This window comes from Natrarchaeobius versutus (genome assembly GCF_041205745.1).
Lineage (GTDB): Archaea > Halobacteriota > Halobacteria > Halobacteriales > Natrialbaceae > Natrarchaeobius > Natrarchaeobius versutus.
Genome location: NZ_JBGFCC010000008.1, coordinates 206,955 through 224,212, shown reverse-complemented (window position 1 = coordinate 224,212; position 17,258 = coordinate 206,955). Strand labels below are relative to the sequence as shown.

The 17,258-nt window shown below is 60.7% G+C and carries 13 protein-coding genes; 8 read left to right on the top strand and 5 right to left on the bottom strand.

Going from position 1 to position 17,258, the window contains the following annotated elements; genetic code table 11:
• The first annotated feature begins 123 nt into the window (after positions 1 to 123).
• Complete coding sequence (locus tag AB7C87_RS17960; RefSeq protein WP_369730879.1) at positions 124 to 1,188, top strand: quinone-dependent dihydroorotate dehydrogenase; 1,065 nt, start codon at positions 124 to 126, stop codon at positions 1,186 to 1,188.
• A 65-nt stretch (positions 1,189 to 1,253) separates the two neighbouring features.
• Here AB7C87_RS17960 and AB7C87_RS17955 read toward each other — a convergent pair whose 3' ends face one another.
• Positions 1,254 to 2,012, bottom strand: a complete 759-nt coding sequence (locus AB7C87_RS17955) for a class I SAM-dependent methyltransferase (RefSeq protein WP_369730878.1) — start codon at positions 2,010 to 2,012, stop codon at positions 1,254 to 1,256.
• Positions 2,013 to 2,234: 222 nt separating this feature from the next.
• Here AB7C87_RS17955 and AB7C87_RS17950 point away from each other — a divergent pair, with 222 nt between their 5' ends.
• From AB7C87_RS17950 to AB7C87_RS17930, 5 genes are all read left to right on the top strand, one after another.
• Positions 2,235 to 3,371 carry a 2-methylaconitate cis-trans isomerase PrpF family protein gene (locus tag AB7C87_RS17950; RefSeq protein WP_369730877.1) on the top strand — a complete coding sequence of 379 codons (1,137 nt, stop codon included), beginning with the start codon at positions 2,235 to 2,237 and terminating at the stop codon, positions 3,369 to 3,371.
• A complete protein-coding gene (locus AB7C87_RS17945) occupies positions 3,368 to 4,474 on the top strand; it encodes an FAS1-like dehydratase domain-containing protein (RefSeq protein ID WP_369730876.1) in 1,107 nt (368 codons plus the stop codon). The genes AB7C87_RS17950 and AB7C87_RS17945 overlap by 4 nt, the downstream gene beginning before the upstream one ends.
• Positions 4,475 to 4,570: 96 nt before the next feature.
• Entirely contained in the window at positions 4,571 to 5,593 is a 1,023-nt protein-coding gene (locus AB7C87_RS17940; protein ID WP_369730875.1) for a dihydrodipicolinate synthase family protein, read from the top strand.
• A 422-nt stretch (positions 5,594 to 6,015) separates the two neighbouring features.
• Positions 6,016 to 7,374: an MFS transporter gene (locus tag AB7C87_RS17935; protein WP_369730874.1), complete on the top strand. Its 1,359-nt coding sequence runs from the start codon at positions 6,016 to 6,018 to the stop codon at positions 7,372 to 7,374.
• A 284-nt stretch (positions 7,375 to 7,658) separates the two neighbouring features.
• Positions 7,659 to 8,090: a universal stress protein gene (locus AB7C87_RS17930; protein WP_369730873.1), complete on the top strand. Its 432-nt coding sequence runs from the start codon at positions 7,659 to 7,661 to the stop codon at positions 8,088 to 8,090.
• 397 nt (positions 8,091 to 8,487) lie between these two features.
• On the opposite strand, the gene AB7C87_RS17925 is transcribed toward AB7C87_RS17930, so the two are convergent.
• The 4 genes from AB7C87_RS17925 to allB form a co-directional block, all read right to left on the bottom strand.
• Entirely contained in the window at positions 8,488 to 10,446 is a 1,959-nt protein-coding gene (locus tag AB7C87_RS17925; RefSeq protein WP_369730872.1) for a TRAP transporter permease, read from the bottom strand.
• Between the two features lie 5 nt (positions 10,447 to 10,451).
• Positions 10,452 to 11,411, bottom strand: coding sequence for a TAXI family TRAP transporter solute-binding subunit (locus tag AB7C87_RS17920; protein ID WP_369730871.1), 960 nt, complete (start codon positions 11,409 to 11,411; stop codon positions 10,452 to 10,454).
• A 216-nt stretch (positions 11,412 to 11,627) separates the two neighbouring features.
• Positions 11,628 to 12,848: a C45 family autoproteolytic acyltransferase/hydrolase gene (locus tag AB7C87_RS17915; protein ID WP_369730870.1), complete on the bottom strand. Its 1,221-nt coding sequence runs from the start codon at positions 12,846 to 12,848 to the stop codon at positions 11,628 to 11,630.
• Positions 12,848 to 14,239, bottom strand: coding sequence for an allantoinase AllB (gene allB / locus AB7C87_RS17910; protein WP_369730869.1), 1,392 nt, complete (start codon positions 14,237 to 14,239; stop codon positions 12,848 to 12,850). Before allB ends, AB7C87_RS17915 begins: the two co-directional genes overlap by 1 nt.
• Positions 14,240 to 14,743: 504 nt before the next feature.
• Between allB and AB7C87_RS17905 the strand changes: the two genes are divergently transcribed.
• Positions 14,744 to 15,658 (top strand): ABC transporter substrate-binding protein, encoded by a 915-nt coding sequence (locus AB7C87_RS17905; RefSeq protein WP_369730868.1) that lies wholly within the window; start codon positions 14,744 to 14,746, stop codon positions 15,656 to 15,658.
• A gap of 80 nt (positions 15,659 to 15,738) precedes the next feature.
• Positions 15,739 to 17,241, top strand: a complete 1,503-nt coding sequence (locus AB7C87_RS17900) for an aldehyde dehydrogenase family protein (RefSeq protein ID WP_369730867.1) — start codon at positions 15,739 to 15,741, stop codon at positions 17,239 to 17,241.
• Positions 17,242 to 17,258 lie beyond the last annotated feature (17 nt).

Below are 17,258 nucleotides of genomic sequence, written 5' to 3'. Positions count from 1 at the left end.
TAGTTCCGTCGGCTGGAGAACGGCTCCGACATCGAGAGTACTGGCCCGTGTCTGGCGGTCACACACGTCAGCTGGCCCGTCGAAGTCGAACGAGTTTAGTCCGTGGGTGCGAACGAATGGACAATGACGCTCTACGAATCCGTCCGCCCGCTCCTGTTCGCGTTGCCGGCCGAGACGGCGCACAATCTCGGCAAGCGAGCGATGGCGTCGGCACAGACGTCGGCGGCACTCAGACGAGCGATCCGCTACCAGTACCGCTATCGCCACCCCATGCTCGAGGTCGAGCGGTTCGGGCTGACCTTTCAGTCGCCGGTCGGCGTGGCTGCCGGCTTCGACAAGAACGGCGAGGTGATGCACTGCCTGTCCGATCTCGGCTTCGGATTCGCCGAGGTGGGGACCGTCACGCCGTATCCACAACCGGGAAACGAACGGCCCAGGCTGTTCCGGCTTCCCGACGACGAGGCCATGATCAATCGGCTGGCGTTCAACAGCCAGGGCGCGGGTCGGGTCGCAGACCGGCTCGCAACGAGCGGAACCCCGAGGGTTCCGGTCGCGATCAACATCGGCAAGATGAACAGCTCGGACGAGCGCGAGGCCATCGAGGACTACCGCCGCGTACTCGGTCGCTTCTCCCAGCACGCTGACTACTTCGTCCTCAACGTCTCCTGTCCGAACACGCCAGAAGAGTACGACGAGCAAAGCCCCGAACACCTCCGTGAGGTGTTTTCGACGCTCGAGGCCGAAAACGAAGCGGAGAAGCCGCTGTTGGTGAAAGTCGGGCCCGATTCGACTCGAGACGGTCTCGTCGACCTCGTCGACATCGTCGAGGAGTTCGCGATCGACGGCATCGTCGCGACGAACACGACGACCGACCACGACGCCTTGACCGACACCCACCGCAACGAGTGGGGCGGCGTCAGCGGCGAGCCACTCGAGTCCGCGGCGACGGAAACCGTCGCGACGATCGCGGAGTTGACGGATCTCCCGATCGTCGGCGTCGGGGGCGTCGACGACGCCGAGGGCGCCTACCGAAAGATTCGGGCCGGCGCGTCGCTCGTGCAGGTATATACCGGATTCGTCTACCGCGGTCCGTCCCTCGCCCGCGAGATCAATCGCGGGCTCGTGGAGTTGCTCCGCCGGGACGGCTTCGACTCGCTCGAGGACGCGATCGGCACAGACCTCGAGTAGACTACGGGTTCACCGAATCTCGAGTAAACCGCGGATTCACCTGGCCCCGTCCAATTACGGGGTCGCTATCGCCGGGCGCGTACGAGCAGTTTGAGATTCGAAAACGAGACCAGTTCTCCGTCCTCGTAAGTGATGTCGAACAGATCCGCCGCTCCCGCCGGCGGATCGGCAAACGCCTCACGCAACTTCGCTCGGTTCTCAGCCGGCGTCTCGAGTTGGCGAACCCAGTCTGGGTAATCGATCTCTTTCGAGAGCAACAAGCGCTCTTCGACGTCGAATCCGGCCTCGGTCAGCCACCGTCGCCACTCGGATTCGGTGTGAGAGCGGACGTGCGTCGGGTCCCGAAGCCGTTCGACTCTGTTGAGAAACGAATCCAGCTCCGACTCCGCGGGAGCGACGTTGTCTTCCAGCGCGAAGATGCCGCCCTCGGCAGTCACGCGGGCGACTTCGTCGACGAACGCTTCCGGATCGGGAAAGTGGTGGGCGGCGATTCGACAGGCGACGGCGTCGAAACGCTCGTCAGCAAACGGAAGCCGTTCGGCGTCGGCGACGACGCCCGTGAGGGAAAATTCGGTCGTCGCCGTCTCGATCATTCTCGGCGCCGCGTCGGTGGCGATGACCTCCTCGACACCGTGGTCAGCGATGGCGCTGGCGGTGTGGCCGGCACCGGTTGCGACGTCGAGTGCACGGTTTGCCTCGCTACACCACGAGGCGAGTTGGGCCAGGTCGTCGCCGGCCCGGTGGACGTTGCTTTCCAGATATTCGGACGCGCTCTCGTCGAACGCCGCTGCGGCCTCGCGTTTTTGGGACGTCTCGTCGGTCATGGGCCAGTATTACTCTCCGCCGACATAGGTGTTATCCCGTCGCACACGGGCGGAGCGAAGCGGGGCGGTGGATCGAAACCGGTCGATGGAACGAAAACGGACGGTGAATCGAAACGGGTCGACAGATCGAAACCGATCGGTGGATCGAAACCTGACGGACGATCCGCCGGAAGCGTGGTGAGTCCGTCGATATTATTATCTCTGCGAAACAATAGCGGGACGATGGGACAACAGCACGTCCCCGCGAGTCTGTTTCGCGGTGGAACGAGCAAGGGCGTATACATTCGACGGAGTGAGTTGCCGGCCGACAGGGATCGGTGGGAAGACCTCCTGTTACAGACGTTCGGCAGCCCCGATCCGAAACAGATCGACGGCGTCGGCGGCTCGCACTCGACTGCGAGCAAGGCGATGATCATTGCGCCGGGTGACGACGATATCGACGCCGAGTACCTCTTCGGACAGGTGGGCATCGAGAAGCCGGTCGTCGACTGGGGTGGGAACTGTGGCAACCTCTCCTTTGCGATCGGCCCGTTCGCCATAGAGCACGGTATCGCCACCGCGGAACCCGCCCCGGACGGTCGAGCGACACTCCGCCTCCGTAACGAGAACACCGGAACGGTCGTCGAACAGACGCTTCCGGTCGACGAGGACGGCAAGCCCCGCTACGACGGTGAGTTTTCCGTCAACGGCGTTCCCGGGACCGGCGGACGAATCCGCTCGCGGTTTCTCGAGCCCGGTGGCTCCGTTACCGACGCCGTCTTCCCGACGGGAAGCCGGATCGACACCCTCGACGTCACCGGCGTCGGCGAGCTCGAGGTCTCGCTCGTCGACGTCTCGAACCCGTGCGTGTTCGCCCGCGCGTCTGACCTGTCGCTGACTGCGGCCGAAGCGCCCGGGACGATCGACGGCGACGAGGCCGTCCTCGAACGCCTCGAGCGAGTTCGAAGCGCGGCCTGCGAGCGCCTCGGATTCGTCGACGACGCCGCCGATGCGACCGCGGAGAGTCCCGGAATTCCGAAGATGGCGATCGTCGGCGAGCCCCGATCGTACGAGACGGTCGGCGGGGAGACGGTCGAGACGGACGAGTACGACCTGCTCGCCCGAATCATGTCGATGCAAAAGGCCCACCACGCCTACGCCGTTACCGGAGCGATGTGTACCGCGGCGGCCGGCGTCTTCGAGGGGACGATTCCCAACGAGTTCTGTCAGGGGTCGGCCGACGGAGAGGTTACGATTGCCCATCCGAAGGGAACGATGTGGGTCGGCGTCGAGCGTGATGGAACGGCCGTCGAGGCCGTCTCCGTCGATCGAACCGCCAGGGAGTTGATGCACGGGGACCTCTACTACCTCGAACGATGAGCGTCGACCCATCGCAGTTCGAAGGGCGGACGTTCGACGGCGGTTCCACGACGCTCGAGCCCTGGCTCGCGTATCTCTGGACAGATGCGACCGCGGACTCGACTGCGGTGTCGGCCGCCGAGACCGGCTGGAACGCCCCGCCCAGTATCGCCGTCGCGATCGCCCGCGAAGCGGCGGTGTCCTCGACGATCGAGGAGACGCTTCGGGGAGACGATTGGAGCGACCTCTCGGTCTTTCTCGGCGGACATCGGTTCTCGTTCGCTCGCCCGATACGCGTCGGCGAGACGTACGAAGCACAGGCGACGGTAACCGACGTCACGCACGTCTCCCGCGATCGGGGCTCGTTTCACGTCGTCACCGTCACGTACGACGTGACGACCGACGACGGAGAGCCGGCATACGACCTCGAGACGGACCTCATCGTCCGCGGGGATGACGGCGGCGAGGACCAATCGGGCGGCGATGGAGGGGACCAATCGAGTGGCGAGGGAGAGAACCAATCGAGTGGCGAGGGAGAGAACCAATCGAGTGGCGAGGGAGAGAACCAATCGAGTGGCGAGGGAGAGAACCAATCGGGCGACGAAAACTCGAGGCGCCCAGCCGACGACGACGCTGAATCCCGACCCACACAGACGGTACCGACGGATCGAGACGGGCTCTCGGTCGGCGACACGATCGCACGTCGAGAGATCGACGTCGATCCATCGGGCATGCAACTGCTCTCGGCGGTTCTTCGCGATCCAAATCCGATTCACTTCGACCCAGCCTACGCGGAGACGCGTGGCCATTCGGGTCGCGTAAACCAGGGGCCGATCAACGCGGAGTACCTGGCACAGACCGCCCTCGAGATCGGCGAGTCGCCGGCGGACCTCCGAACGCTCGACGTTCGGTACGAGTCGTTCGTCCACGAGACTGACACCGTCACCACGACGGCGACGCTTGCGGGCATCGACCACGAGGCGTCGACGGTGGAACTCGAGCTGACGGCGTGGACCGCCGACGGGACGATCGCAGTAACGGGAGCGGCCGTCGTCGCCCCCCGCTTGGACCGACTCGACTCCGTCGCCGATCGATCCGGTTCCGGAGACGATCTCGGACGCTGAGAACGATTGGCGACCGGTTCCGATCGATGCCACCGACGGCCCGGGCTCTCGGGCGGACCCAAATTATTATAGCCTTCGTTTCTCCACTAGGAGTGTATGGGAAGTCAGCGATTGGAGTACGAAGACGTAGAGGGTATTTTCTCGATCATGCCGACGCCGGCGACCGACGACGCCAGTGATCCAGCGGCCGAGTATACGCTCGATCGCGAGGAAGCAGAGCGCGGCGCCCGGCAACTCGCCGACGACGGCGTAGACGCCATCATGATCAACGGAACGTTCGGTGAAGCCGCAACGCTCACCGAAGAGGAGTGGAAGGATTTCACCCGCATCGCCGTCGAGGCCGTCGACGGGGACGTACCGGTGATCGCCGGTCCGACCACGCTGAACACCCGATCGACGATCCGGCGGATGAAGTACGCACGCGACGTCGGCGCGGACGGCGTCTTGCTCGGGCGTCCGATGTGGCTCGAGCTCTCGCCGGAGGCGACCGTCGAGTTTCATCGCCACGTCGCGGAGGCGGTGCCGGAACTCGGGATCATCGTCTATCACAACCCACCAGCGTTCAAGAATCGGTTGACGCCGAAACTCTGGGAGGAGCTCGCAGAGATTCCACAGGTCGTCGGTGCGAAATACGGCGCGGTCGACGCAGGGTGGCGCGACGCCGTCAGCTCCATCGGGGACTCGGTTCAGCTGATGCCGATCGAGCGAAAGTGGTATCTCGCGAACGAGCTCGCACCCGAGCGTGCGAACGCCGCCTGGTCGGGGAGCGCCTCGTGTGATCCCTTGCCGGCGCTCAGACTTCGAGACGCGATCGACGAGGGAGACGACGAGACCGCGCGGGAACTGAACTACCGTATCAACAAAACGAACGAGAAGTTCTACCCGCAGGTCGGTCCGGAAGCAGTCTACCCGGAAACGATGAACGTCCGTCACGACGACCTCTATGGGTTGTACACGATCCCGCTTCAGAAGGCTCGGATCGGGGGTGCGGGATACATCGACCCCGGGCCCGTTCGACCACCGTATCACGTTGCACCCGACGAACTCGTCGAAATGGCCCGCGAATCCGGCCGCGAGTGGCGCCAACTCGCGTCTGATCTCCGCGACGGCGACAACTGAACTCATCCAGCGAATCGAACAGCGACTGTAGAGGGGCGGCCGGTTTCGAGCACCGATCTGGTGTCTAACGTACCCCGTTGTCGTTTGTGACCGCTCACTATCGACCCACCACATCGAGTTGGTCGCCACTCGTACTCGAGTGGACAGCGGAACCGACTTCCGACGACGATACTTGGAGGTACTACCCTCGACGGTGATCTCGCTACGACAGCTGTCAACAAACGTTAGAAAAGACTACTTTCATCTCGTCCGAACCGCTATATCGTCGATGAACGCATCTAGTCGTCCTCGTATTCGACTGTCCGTCGATCACGTTACTCCCTACGGACCGACCTCCGTGTCCAATCATCGACGGACCCGACCGAGCGGGATAGGTGACGACAGATTCCACCGAGATAACTCGCGACGCAAGGCGCTCGACGATGTCTGATGGAACGACCGTCAGTGACGTGGTCGACGATCTCTCGACGGGGCCGTTTCACCGACGATTGCTACTCATCACCGGGTGTGCGTTGTGTTTTACGGCCGTCGAAATCCTCTCGATTTCGTTCGTCCTGCCGGTCCTGATAGACAGTTGGTCGCTCTCGGGTCTCGCGGCCGGATTACTCGGAAGTAGTGCATTAGTCGGCATCATGTTTGGCAGCTGGTTCGGTGGCTGGTACGCCGATCGAGTCGGGCGCGTCTCCGGCCTCCAGTGGGCCGTCCTCTGTTACTCGCTGTTTGCGGGGTTGACTGCGCTTTCACTCGGGTTCTACTCGCTGTTCGTGTTTCGGCTCTTGACCGGGTTTGGCGTCGGGTGGGCGACGACCATCACCGTCTCCTATCTCAGTGAACACCTTCCGACGCGCAACCGGGGTCGATACATCGTCTATTTCGAAGTGTTCTGGCCGATCGGAACGATCCTGGCGGTCGTTCTCGCGTGGCTCTGTCTCGACGTTCTCGCCACCGACGGGACGATTCTCGGCGTCGCTTCCTGGCGATTCGTCTTCGTCGGCGCCTCGCTCCCGGCGTTTCTCGTTCTGGTTATTCGGCGACTCGAGGAGACGCCGTACTATCTCGCCTCGAGCGATCGCCTCGACGATGCGAACGAACGAATCCGGGACATCGCGGGCGAAAACGGCGGCTCTCCGTCTGCGATTACTGCGACGCGATCCGACCGTGGTGACAGCGCGAGTTTTGCCCGACTGTTCTCACCTGGATTGCGTCGACGCACGATTCTCGCGTCGCTCTCGTGGTTCGGCATCAACTTCGGATTCTACGGCATCTTCATCTGGCTTCCGGATACACTCGAGGCGGCAAACGTCGGCGGTGATCTGTACGGCCAACTGTTTCTGGTCGCTATTGCACAACTGCCCGGAATACTCAGCGCCGCGTATCTGATCGACAGGATCGGCCGCACGTACACGATCGGTGGCTACCTACTGTTGGCGGGTGTGTTTACGTTCACCTTCGCCGCCGAACTGGCCGGCTGGTCGATCGTGGGACTCGATGCCGTTCATCCGCTGTTGAGCCTCTTTTTCGCCAGTTTCTTCCTGATCGGTGCGTGGGGACCGATGCTCGCGTACACCGCAGAACTGTTTCCGACCGAGGTTCGCGCGACGGGATTCGGATTCGCAAGCGGTATCGGCAAGATCGCGTCGATCAGCGGTCCGATCGTGGCTGGTCTGCTCGTCACGTGGGGGTATTTCGTCGCGTTGGCCCCCTTCGCCATCGGCATGGCCGCCGGTGCGATCCTCATCCTCGCGATGGGAACGGAGACGAAAGACGTTTCACTGCGATAATTCGCTTCTCACGCTGTCGTCGACAGTACCAGGTCGGCCGAATCCGGGGACGATGGGGGCCATCGCAAGTCACGACACACCTGATCGCAGTATCGGAGTCACGGCTCTCACACACGCTGTTCGTTTCGAGCCACGTTCTGCTCGTGCGATCGGTGTGTGTGACTGCTTGATGCGATCGGTGTGTAACTGCTCGAGTTGCTCCGATAGCGAAAGACGAACGAACAGCCTCTGAGCGATTGTACGTCACCAGTTAGTTCAAGATCTTCGACGAATAATGTGTGGGTATGTATCGTGTTCTCATTCCAGTCGATCCCGACGTGGACCGAGCGAACGTGGCGGCGGACGCGGTCCGTTCACTCCCCCGTACCGCCGACGACGTCGAAGCAATCGTCTTGAGCGTCTTTGCAGAACGTAACGTACAGGATTTAGACGGCGGTCGTCTCGAGTCCGAGGAGCTGTTCGAAAAGACGGAGCCACCGGAGAGTCTCGAAGCGACGGCATCGTATCTCAGCGAGAACGGTGTGACCGTTTCGACGCGCCGTGAACACGGTGATCCAGCAGCGACTATTTTGGCGGTTGCAGACGACGCCGACGCCGACGCAGTCGTTATGAGCGGCAGAAAGCGGTCGCCGGTCGGAAAGGCTCTCTTCGGAAGCGTAACACAAAACGTGGCGTTGAACAGCCCGGTTCCAGTCGTTATCGCCGGCTCGGAGTAACCCGACTCACACAGTTCGCCGTATCGTCTCATACGAATTCCTGTCCCGATGTCCCGGCGGTGAGTCGAACCGTGTGAGACGAGTCTCGGTGGAGGAGTGCAGCGAGTCCACCGTTGCAACCGCCGCCAGGGTCGCGGGTGCGCCGAAACTGACTAACAGTAAACCGTCTCACTGCACGAAGAAGGGAGTGTTGAGTTTGTCTTTGGAAATGAACAAAGTGTTGAATTCATCACGTCTAGGCGGTCAACGTACCGAACGGCGACTTCCGAACACGCGAGATACCGTACCACGAATTCGTCTTCGAACGGCTCTTTGCGACATCGTTTGCCAACCGTGGTCGGGTTTCGTGACCGTGCGATATCCGAGCCGATCCCTCGATCGGTGGTTGGCGACCGGTTCAGTCGCCTTCGCTCGGTTGTGGCGTCAGTCGTCTTTCGGACGCCATGTTTCGGAACTGACGGAATCCGCCGATCACGAGCAGACCGAAACCGACGGCGTTCACCGTCGGACTCGGGGCGATCAACAGGACGGACGCACCGACGAGCACGATTCGTTCAGTTCGCGAGAGATCCGTGTAGACGTGGCCAACGATTGCCCCAGCGAGGGCAGTGAGGGCGACGATCGTCGTCAGGACGGACAACGCGATCGCATCGCTCGAGCCAATCAGTAGCAGATTTTCGTCGAAGACGAACGCGAATGGAAGCAAGAACGCGGCGAGCGAGAGCCGCCACGCCCAGAAGCCGCTTTTGAGTGGATCGCTCTCGGCGATCGTCGAGGCCGCATACGCGGCAATACAAACCGGCGGGGTAACCATCGCCATCAGTCCGAAGTAGAAGATGAACAGGTGGGCGGTTAGTTCGGGGACCCCAATATCGACGAGTCCGGGCGCCACGAGGACTGCGAGGAGGATGTACACGGTGACCGTGTCAGTTGCCATCCCGAACATGATGCTCAGAAGCATTACGACGACGAGGGCGACCATCAGGTGGATCGATGCGAGATCCATGACGACCGAGGAGATCGCGAGTCCGACACCGGTCATCCCAATGACGCCCAGAATGATCCCGATACAGGTTGCGGCGACGACGATCGGTGCGGCACGTTTCGCGGTCAGTTCGATCGCGTCGACGAACGGGTTCGATGCGAGATCGTGTGATTCTTGCCGAGGATCGTACAGTCGTGCCTCGCGGACGAGTGCCGTCACGACGAGGAGGATCGCGATACCGTAGATTACTGATCGGCGGACGCTGATGCCATCGTACAGCAAGTACACGAGGGCGACGACCGGGATGAAATAGTACAGTCGCCGGAGTACCGACCGTCGGTTTGGAATCGCGTCGTCGGGCAGACCGACCTGTCCGGATTTGACGCTCTGAAAGTGGACCACGAGGTAGATACAGAGGAACATCAACACGCCCGGAATGAGCGCTCTCGTGATGATGGTCACGTAATCGATACCCGTGATGTCCATCATGATGAACACGGCCGCGCCCATGACCGGTGGAAGCAACTGTCCGCCGGTACTCGCAGCACTTTCGACGCCGGCCGCGAAATCGCGGTCGTATCCCTGGTCTTTCATCGTCGGGATCGTAAATGCGCCCGTCGTCAGCGCGTTTGCAACTGCGCTACCGGAGATCATCCCCATCGAACCACTCGCGAATACCGAGAGCTTCGCCGGGCCGCCAGTCACCTTTCCAAACAGGACCTTCGCGAGATCCAAAAACATCTTTCCACCGCCCGAAACCTCCAGTAACGCGCCGAACAGAACGAACAGGAACACGTAGTCGAACATCACGGCAAGCGGGAACGAGAACAAACCCCTCGTGCTGACGTACATCTGTACGATTAGCTGATTGGTCGAGTATCCTGGATGGCTGAATATTCCCGGAAACATCGGGCCGAGATAGACGTAGGTGAGGAATCCGGCCGCGAACAACGGAATCGTCCAACCGATCGTCCGTCGCGTCGCTTCCATGACGACGAACATCGCGAGGAAGCCGAGTGGTATTTCGAACGTCTGTACCCTCCCCGCTTGTTCGATAATCTGGTGTGAGTTGAGTATCAGGTAGCCGTACACGACCACCGACCCGACAATCATCGCGACGTCGAACCAGTTACAGAGTCGCACCTGTCGCTCACTTAGCTCCCGTTCGATCGTCTCCCGAAGCGGGAATCGAAGGAACAGGTAGACGAGCGTCAGCAGGAGAAACGTCCCCAGCCGTTGGAACGTGCTGAACTGAAGCGTCAAAGCGACGTAGACGGTGAACGCCGCAATCAAAACTGCCAACAGCTTCTGCGTTCGCGTCGTGTCGTCGTCGATTGGAATCGTCGCTTCCTCCTCGGCTGCTGTACTCATAACGATTAGAGTACGCCCTCGTCTTCGAAGAACTCGATTGCGGCGTCGTGATACGGGACACCAAAGTCGTAATGGGCGAACTCGAGCCCGAACTCCTCGGAGTTGACGTTACTATCCTGAATCGGCCCCGGATTGCTCGTAACCACGCGACACAGCTCGTAGACCACCTCGTCGTCCATATCCGGGGTCGTCATCCAGTACCCGTGGGTTCCCATCGCAGTCGTGGTGTCCTCGTAATTCTCGAGCATATCCGGGGTGACATCCGCCGCAACAGTCCACGGGAACACCTCCTGCAACCCAGTCATCGCCTCCTCGTCGAACTCGAGGAGTTCGAGTTCGTCACCATCGGTTGCAAACGCGTTGATCGCGTCCGAACCGTGGAAGACGAACCACGCATCGACGTCACCGTCGCGGAGCGCACGTCCACCCTCTCCGTAGCTCAGATAGACGTCGTCGGTCTCGAGACCGTACTCTTCCATCAGCGACTCGTGTTGTCCGGTCGTTCCACCACCTTCCGGACCGGGGGTGACGGACCGACCGTCGAGGTCCCAGATGGATTCGATGTCCGAATCGGCCTGGACTACGTAGTACTGTGGGACGAGTTCGGCGCGCATGATGCAACGAACGTCGATTTCGTTCCCGTCGAACGGCCCGAGTCCGTTGTAGGCTAAGTGCCCGATCTGGTCGACGGACGTTCCGATATCGATTTCGTCGTCGTCGAGCGCTCGCATGTTCGCGACCGATCCGTCCGACGAACTAACCGTGGCGTTGAGCGCTGGATCCTCAGAGTGCTCGGGGAGTAGTTCGACCAATGGGGCGGACATGTTGTAGTGAGATGCACCCTCCGCGGCCGTATCGACCTGAAGGTGGACGGTATCGTCGTCGCCGCCGAGACAACCGGCGATAAGACCGGCTCCGATGACACTCCCACTCGAGAGAATATTGCGTCTGCTGACTGGTGGCATACGTCCCACAGTAATCCTCATCCAACTTAAATCTGGCGGAAAATTTAATATCGTAGGAAGGTTCCCACAATAATATTTTGTGTAATACGCGGTAGATAACTGGCCGAATCGGTTCGGTGCGACGATAACGAGATGGCGGTCAACGGCCTTCGCTACGACCACCGACTGCTGTCGACTCTACCGATGGTGTACAAACGAAAAAACGAGAACGAAAACTCAGTCGAGCGCCGGAGGTTCGGCCTCGCCTTCGTAGGGTTCTTCCGTGTAATGCTCGAGCCACGCATCGCCCGAGAGGAATCGATCCGGGACGTCGTCCTCGGAGGCGCCCGCTGTGAGAGAGAGCCAGCCGTCACCCTCCTCAGTTCGCCAGGCGTAACTCGGCTTACCCAGCGCGATGTAGATCGTGCTGTTTTCCGGCTCGTCGCCGTCGAGTTCGAAGATCGCCGCCGAAAGCGACGTTTCGTCCGTGTAGTCGTTCTCCTGATAGCGACAGATGGACTCGAGGCCTGGTCCGTTTGCGTGGTCCATCGACAGATCACGCATCGTCTCGGCAGTCACGTCGCCGTTTTCGGCCTCGAGGACCTCCATCACTCGCTCGTGACGCGAGTAACTCGAGGGGATCTCCTCACGCGAACGCGCCAGGTCGGAGAGCACTTCGAACTTGTTCGCGCGACCGATGACGTCGTCTTCGACCCACTCGCTCGCGAGATGGGTAAACTCGCCTTCGAGGATTATCGCCTTCTCGGCGTCGGCGATCGGGACATTACCCGGCGAGGACATCGGATCCGAGAACAGCATCGGCGTGATGTGCTTTGCAACTTCCTCCGCCGTGTCGCCATGGAGCAGTCCTTCGCGCATGTACGCGCCACGGGAAGCGGCTGCCCAGTCTTTCGAATCTTTGCCCTCCTCGTCGAAGGTGACCGTCCGGGAGATGTTCGACCCGATGGCGACGCCCTGATCGTTCATCCCCATCTTGACCGCCGTCGAACCCGCGGCCGTGACGCCGATAACTTTGTTCTTGTCGTCGGGGTCTTCGACGCTGACGACGTTGATCTGGTTGTGCTGGTGGTAATCTTCGCCCTCGAACTCGTCGGCACCCTTCTTGTCGCTTTGCTTGAAGAAGATCGTCTCGCCGGTTGCCGATGCGGTACCGGCGGCGATGGCCGTCGTACAACCATCGGTGACGAGCGTCTCCTCGAAGAGGTTGAACGCGAGCAGGTCGCGCTGAGAAACACCCGCCGCGTCGGCCATCCCACGAATCGTCGATCGCGTCGACTCCGTAAGACGCTCTCGGTTAGCGCGTGCTTCCTCGTGTACCGTCTCGCGGGCGAGTCCACGGTCGGCGACTGCCTTCCAGAAGCCCTCGAGATTGTGCTCGATAGCCTCTCGGAGACGTGCCCCCGTCTCTCGGCCGCGTTCGTATGCGTCTTCGCTCATTAGTTTCCGTAATCGTTGTCGATTTCGTCGACGTCGACCTGGGTACCGTAGCCGGATTCGCCGACGACTTCGCCGTCCTCGTAGACGACGTTGCCTCTGACGATCGTCGTCTCGACGCTCGCACTGAACGTTTCACCCTCGAACGGCGTCACCGTGTTCTTCGAGTGAAGCGAGTGACGATCCTCCAGTGTCCACTCGTTTTCGAGGTCGAAGATGGTGAAGTCGGCGTCGGTACCGACCTGGAGCGATCCCTTCTCGGGATACATGCCCCAGATCTTCGCTGGCTGGGTCGAGTGCATGTCGATCCACTGCTCGAGACTCATGCGGTCTTCGTTGACGAACGAGAGCATAGCCGGGACTTCGGTCTCGAGACCGACGAAGCCGGAGATGACCTCCCAGGTGTTCTTGAACGGGTCGTCCATCCCCTTCTCTTCGTCCGTGTGAGGTGAGTGGTCCGTCGCGATACAGTCGATGCCGTCGCCGTGAACCTGCTCCCAGAGGCGATCTTGCTCTTCCTGATCGCGGATGGGTGGCTGGATGCGAGCGACGTTTCCTTTCTCTCGCATAACGTCCTCGGTGAACCACAGGTAGTGGGGCATCGTCTCGGCGGTTACGTCGACGCCGCGGTCTTTCCCATCGGCGACGAGTTCCGCACCCGAGCCACACGAGAGGTGGAACATGTGGATCTTCGCGCCGGTTTCCTCCGCAAAGAGGATCGTTCGGCTGATCGCCTCTCGTTCCGTAATCGGGGGGCGCGACCACGTGTGGTAGATCGGGTCGTCTTTCCCTTCCTCCTGGAACTTCTCGGCTAAGTGCGAGAGGATCTCGTCGTTTTCTTCGTGGAAACCGAGTCGGCGGTTGGTCTCCGCGACCTGCTCCATCGCCTCGAGGAGTTCGCCGTCGTTCGGTGGGGGGATCGCACCGATCGTGGTGCCGAGGAACACCTTGTAGCCGACGACGCCCGTTTCGGCGAGGTCGTGGACCTGATCGTAGTTGTCGGATGTGATGACCGCGTAGAACTGGAAATCGACGAGCGCGTTCTCGTCACCGAGGTCCGCTTTCGTTCGAATGTGTTCGGGCTGGTCGATAACCGGATCCGTATTGGGCATGCCCATGACGGTGGTCACACCGCCAGCCGCGGCGGCTCGAGTAGCCGTCTTCCAGTCTTCTTTGTACTCGAGACCGGGCGTGCGGTTGTGAATGTGGCAGTCGATAACGCCGGGTGCGAGGTAGTTCCCGTCTGCCTCGACCACCTCATCGGCGTCTGGTAGGTTTTCGCTCGATCCGACCGCAACGATCTTCCCGTCGTCAACCGCGACCCCAGCGTTCGGGCCTACTTGCCCTTCAGGGGTTACGATTGTACAGTCTCTGACCACGAGGTCTACTGACATACATCCGAATACAATACCCGCTTCAATAATATACCTTGTGACTTCTGGAGTCGGGAACGACGGCTGGGACCGTACTCCTTGGCCACCGCGGCGGACGGTATAGGTAAGTAATTTGATTGTTATCCAAATAACGCCCTGAGTCCATTATTTCTATTGAAATTGTAGTAATATAAAAAACCACCAATTGTCTCCCCTTCACTCAACTCGGGATTTGCCTTGCATGTGCGACAACCGTTCACGTGATTATCGAGAGAAATAACACGATTAATTGCTAAAGAGCGGTTTGGACGCCGAATCGGAAACCCTCGAGATCGGGTTACGTCTGTCGGTTTTCGTCCCTCAGGGGCGACGAATACGGCTCGTCGTCTCTCACAAAAGAGAGCCGTCATCGGTTTTGAAACGACAGATTGACGTTGGGATTCGCGTCGGTCGACGGATCACTTCACACAAAATCGGTCGTGACCGGTCAGCAGATTTTTGCTGGTCGACAATAATGAATCGGTGATGACGGAGACGCTCTCGTTCAGCACGACGCCGTTTTACAACACAAGGCAGTTTTACTACGCCCTAGAGACCGGGGAAGTGACGCCGACGCTCGGTACCGTCCGGGTCGAGCACAATCACTCCCCGATGAAAGACCAACTCTTGCTTGCGGGCGAACTCGACGCGACGACGATGTCGATGGGAAAATACGTCACGTCGAAGCTCGTCAGCCACACTGACGTCGTCCCCACCGACCCCCTCGCGGTCGCCGCGGGATTGACGTATCGGCGTGGAAACGGCATGTTCGTCCGCACCGAATCCGGGATCGAAGACCCACAGGACCTGATCGGCACGCGCGTCGGAATCCACGATCGCTCGCTGGCGATGACGTACCACAAGGGGATTCTCGAGGACCGATTCGAGGTCGGTCCCGACGACGTCGAGTGGGTCGTCGATACACACCAGGGGCTGGCAGAACGCATGGAAACGGGCGACCTCGATGCCGTCGAGCGAATAAACGACTGGTACTGGGGTCTCGAAGCGGATCCACACTACGATCTGCTGTACGATATGGGCGCCGAGTGGGCCGAACTCACCGGCTACCGACCGTTGGTCCACCTCGTTTGTGTCGACCGGTCGGTGTACGACGCCCACACTGACCGGATCGAGGCGTTCGTCGACGCGCTCGGACGCTCGCGTGCGTACCGAAACGAAAACTACGAAACCGTCCTCGACGCGTTTCTCGAGGAGGCCGACACCGGCGAGTGGGATGGCGAGCAGACGGTGGACGCGCTCCGACAGGTCACCGACGGCGTCGACTGTCCGTTCGTTCTCGAGGCCGACCAGCGAGAGAACGTCCGCGACTGGATGACGTACGCCGACCGCTACGGCGTGTTCGAACGGCCACCGATCGACGACGAGCGATTGTTTCCGTAACTCGCTGGGCCACCGACTCGGCGGAGTGTTCGTCAGTCACAACGGCTATATAAGAGGCGCCAGACATATACTCGTATAGCATGTTCGAGTACGATCTAGAGACGTTGTCTGGAAAACACGTCTCCCTCGAGATAGAGGACCGAATGTACATCGACGGCGAGTTCGTCTCCAGCGAAGAGACCTTCGAGAACGAGTGCCCATCCACAGGAGACGTTCTCGCCGACGTTCCGATCGCGACCGAAGATCAGGTCGACGAGGCCGTCAAGGCGGCCGACCGAGCCAGCCAGGAGTGGCGGGAACTCGACGTGTTCGAACGCCGCGAACGCGTCGAAGCCTTCGCGGATTTCCTGCTCGAACATCAGGACGAACTGACGAAGATCGACGTCGCAGACAACGGGAGCAGTATCTCCCGGATGAAATTCGATACGGAAAAGGGCGCCCAAAACCTCACGTACAACGCCGGACTGGCGACCGAACTCAAGGGAGAGACGATTCCGACCGGGCCGAACAACCACAACTTCACCCAGCGTGAACCCTACGGCGTCGTCGCCGGCATTATTCCGTTCAACCACCCGACGATGTTCGTGGCCGAAAAGATCGCGCCCGCGATCGTCGCCGGCAACGGCATCGTCGTCAAACCGTCCGAGTTTACGCCGCTTTCGGCGCTGTACATCGGAAAGATCGTCGACGAGTGTGACCTGTTCCCGGACGGGCTGATCAACGTCATCACCGGGTTCGGCGAAACGGGCGCGAATCTCGTCGAACACGAAGACGTCAGGCTCGTTTCGATGGTCGGTAGCCCCGCAACCGGAAAGAAGATCATGCAAGGTGCCTCGAAGAACCTCTCGCCCGTCTTACTCGAGTTGGGCGGGAAGAATCCGTTCATCGTCTATCCCGACGCCGACATGAACCGCGTGCTCGACGGACTCCAGGGTGCGATGGCGTTGCCCTGGCAAGGCCAGTCCTGTGGTAGCGGGACCCGACTGCTCGTCCACGAAGATGCCTACGACGACGTCGTCCCGCCGCTTCTCGATCGACTCGAATCGGTGACGATCGGCGACCCCTTCGACGAGTCGAATACGATGGGATCGGTCGTCTCCCAGCCGCAGTTCGAGAAAGTTTGCAAGTATATCGACATCGCCAAAGAGGAAGGTGCGGACGTGCTGTTCGGCGGCGAGACCGTCGACGAGTACGATCGTGGATACTTCCTCGAGCCGACCGTCTTCGAAGTCGAGCCGGATATGACGATCGCTCACGAGGAGACGTTCGGTCCGGTGCTCTCGGTGATGACCTGGAGCGAGTACGACGAGATGATCGAAATCGCCAACAGCACCGAGTACGGCCTGACCGCGAGCGTCTGGACGAACGACCTCAACACGGCCCACCAAGCCGCAGACGACATCGAATCGGGGTACATCTGGATCAACCAGCACGGCCGCCACTACATCGGCGCGCCGTTTGGCGGGTACAAACAGAGCGGTATCGGGAACAAGGAGGATATCTCGGAACTGCTCGATCACACCCGCGTGAAAAACATCAATATCGAGTTCAGCGACGACCTGACTCTCGCCGGCGGCAACTGAGCCGGTTTACTGTCAGT

Coding starts and splice junctions, on each gene's coding strand:
- AB7C87_RS17920 (WP_369730871.1), bottom strand. CDS start 11,411: ATGCCACCAGTCAGCAGACGCAATATTCTCTCGAGTGGGAGTGTCATC.
- AB7C87_RS17930 (WP_369730873.1), top strand. CDS start 7,659: ATGTATCGTGTTCTCATTCCAGTCGATCCCGACGTGGACCGAGCGAAC.
- allB (WP_369730869.1), bottom strand. CDS start 14,239: ATGTCAGTAGACCTCGTGGTCAGAGACTGTACAATCGTAACCCCTGAA.
- AB7C87_RS17950 (WP_369730877.1), top strand. CDS start 2,235: ATGGGACAACAGCACGTCCCCGCGAGTCTGTTTCGCGGTGGAACGAGC.
- AB7C87_RS17940 (WP_369730875.1), top strand. CDS start 4,571: ATGGGAAGTCAGCGATTGGAGTACGAAGACGTAGAGGGTATTTTCTCG.
- AB7C87_RS17900 (WP_369730867.1), top strand. CDS start 15,739: ATGTTCGAGTACGATCTAGAGACGTTGTCTGGAAAACACGTCTCCCTC.
- AB7C87_RS17945 (WP_369730876.1), top strand. CDS start 3,368: ATGAGCGTCGACCCATCGCAGTTCGAAGGGCGGACGTTCGACGGCGGT.
- AB7C87_RS17905 (WP_369730868.1), top strand. CDS start 14,744: ATGACGGAGACGCTCTCGTTCAGCACGACGCCGTTTTACAACACAAGG.
- AB7C87_RS17915 (WP_369730870.1), bottom strand. CDS start 12,848: ATGAGCGAAGACGCATACGAACGCGGCCGAGAGACGGGGGCACGTCTC.
- AB7C87_RS17955 (WP_369730878.1), bottom strand. CDS start 2,012: ATGACCGACGAGACGTCCCAAAAACGCGAGGCCGCAGCGGCGTTCGAC.
- AB7C87_RS17935 (WP_369730874.1), top strand. CDS start 6,016: ATGTCTGATGGAACGACCGTCAGTGACGTGGTCGACGATCTCTCGACG.
- AB7C87_RS17960 (WP_369730879.1), top strand. CDS start 124: ATGACGCTCTACGAATCCGTCCGCCCGCTCCTGTTCGCGTTGCCGGCC.
- AB7C87_RS17925 (WP_369730872.1), bottom strand. CDS start 10,446: ATGAGTACAGCAGCCGAGGAGGAAGCGACGATTCCAATCGACGACGAC.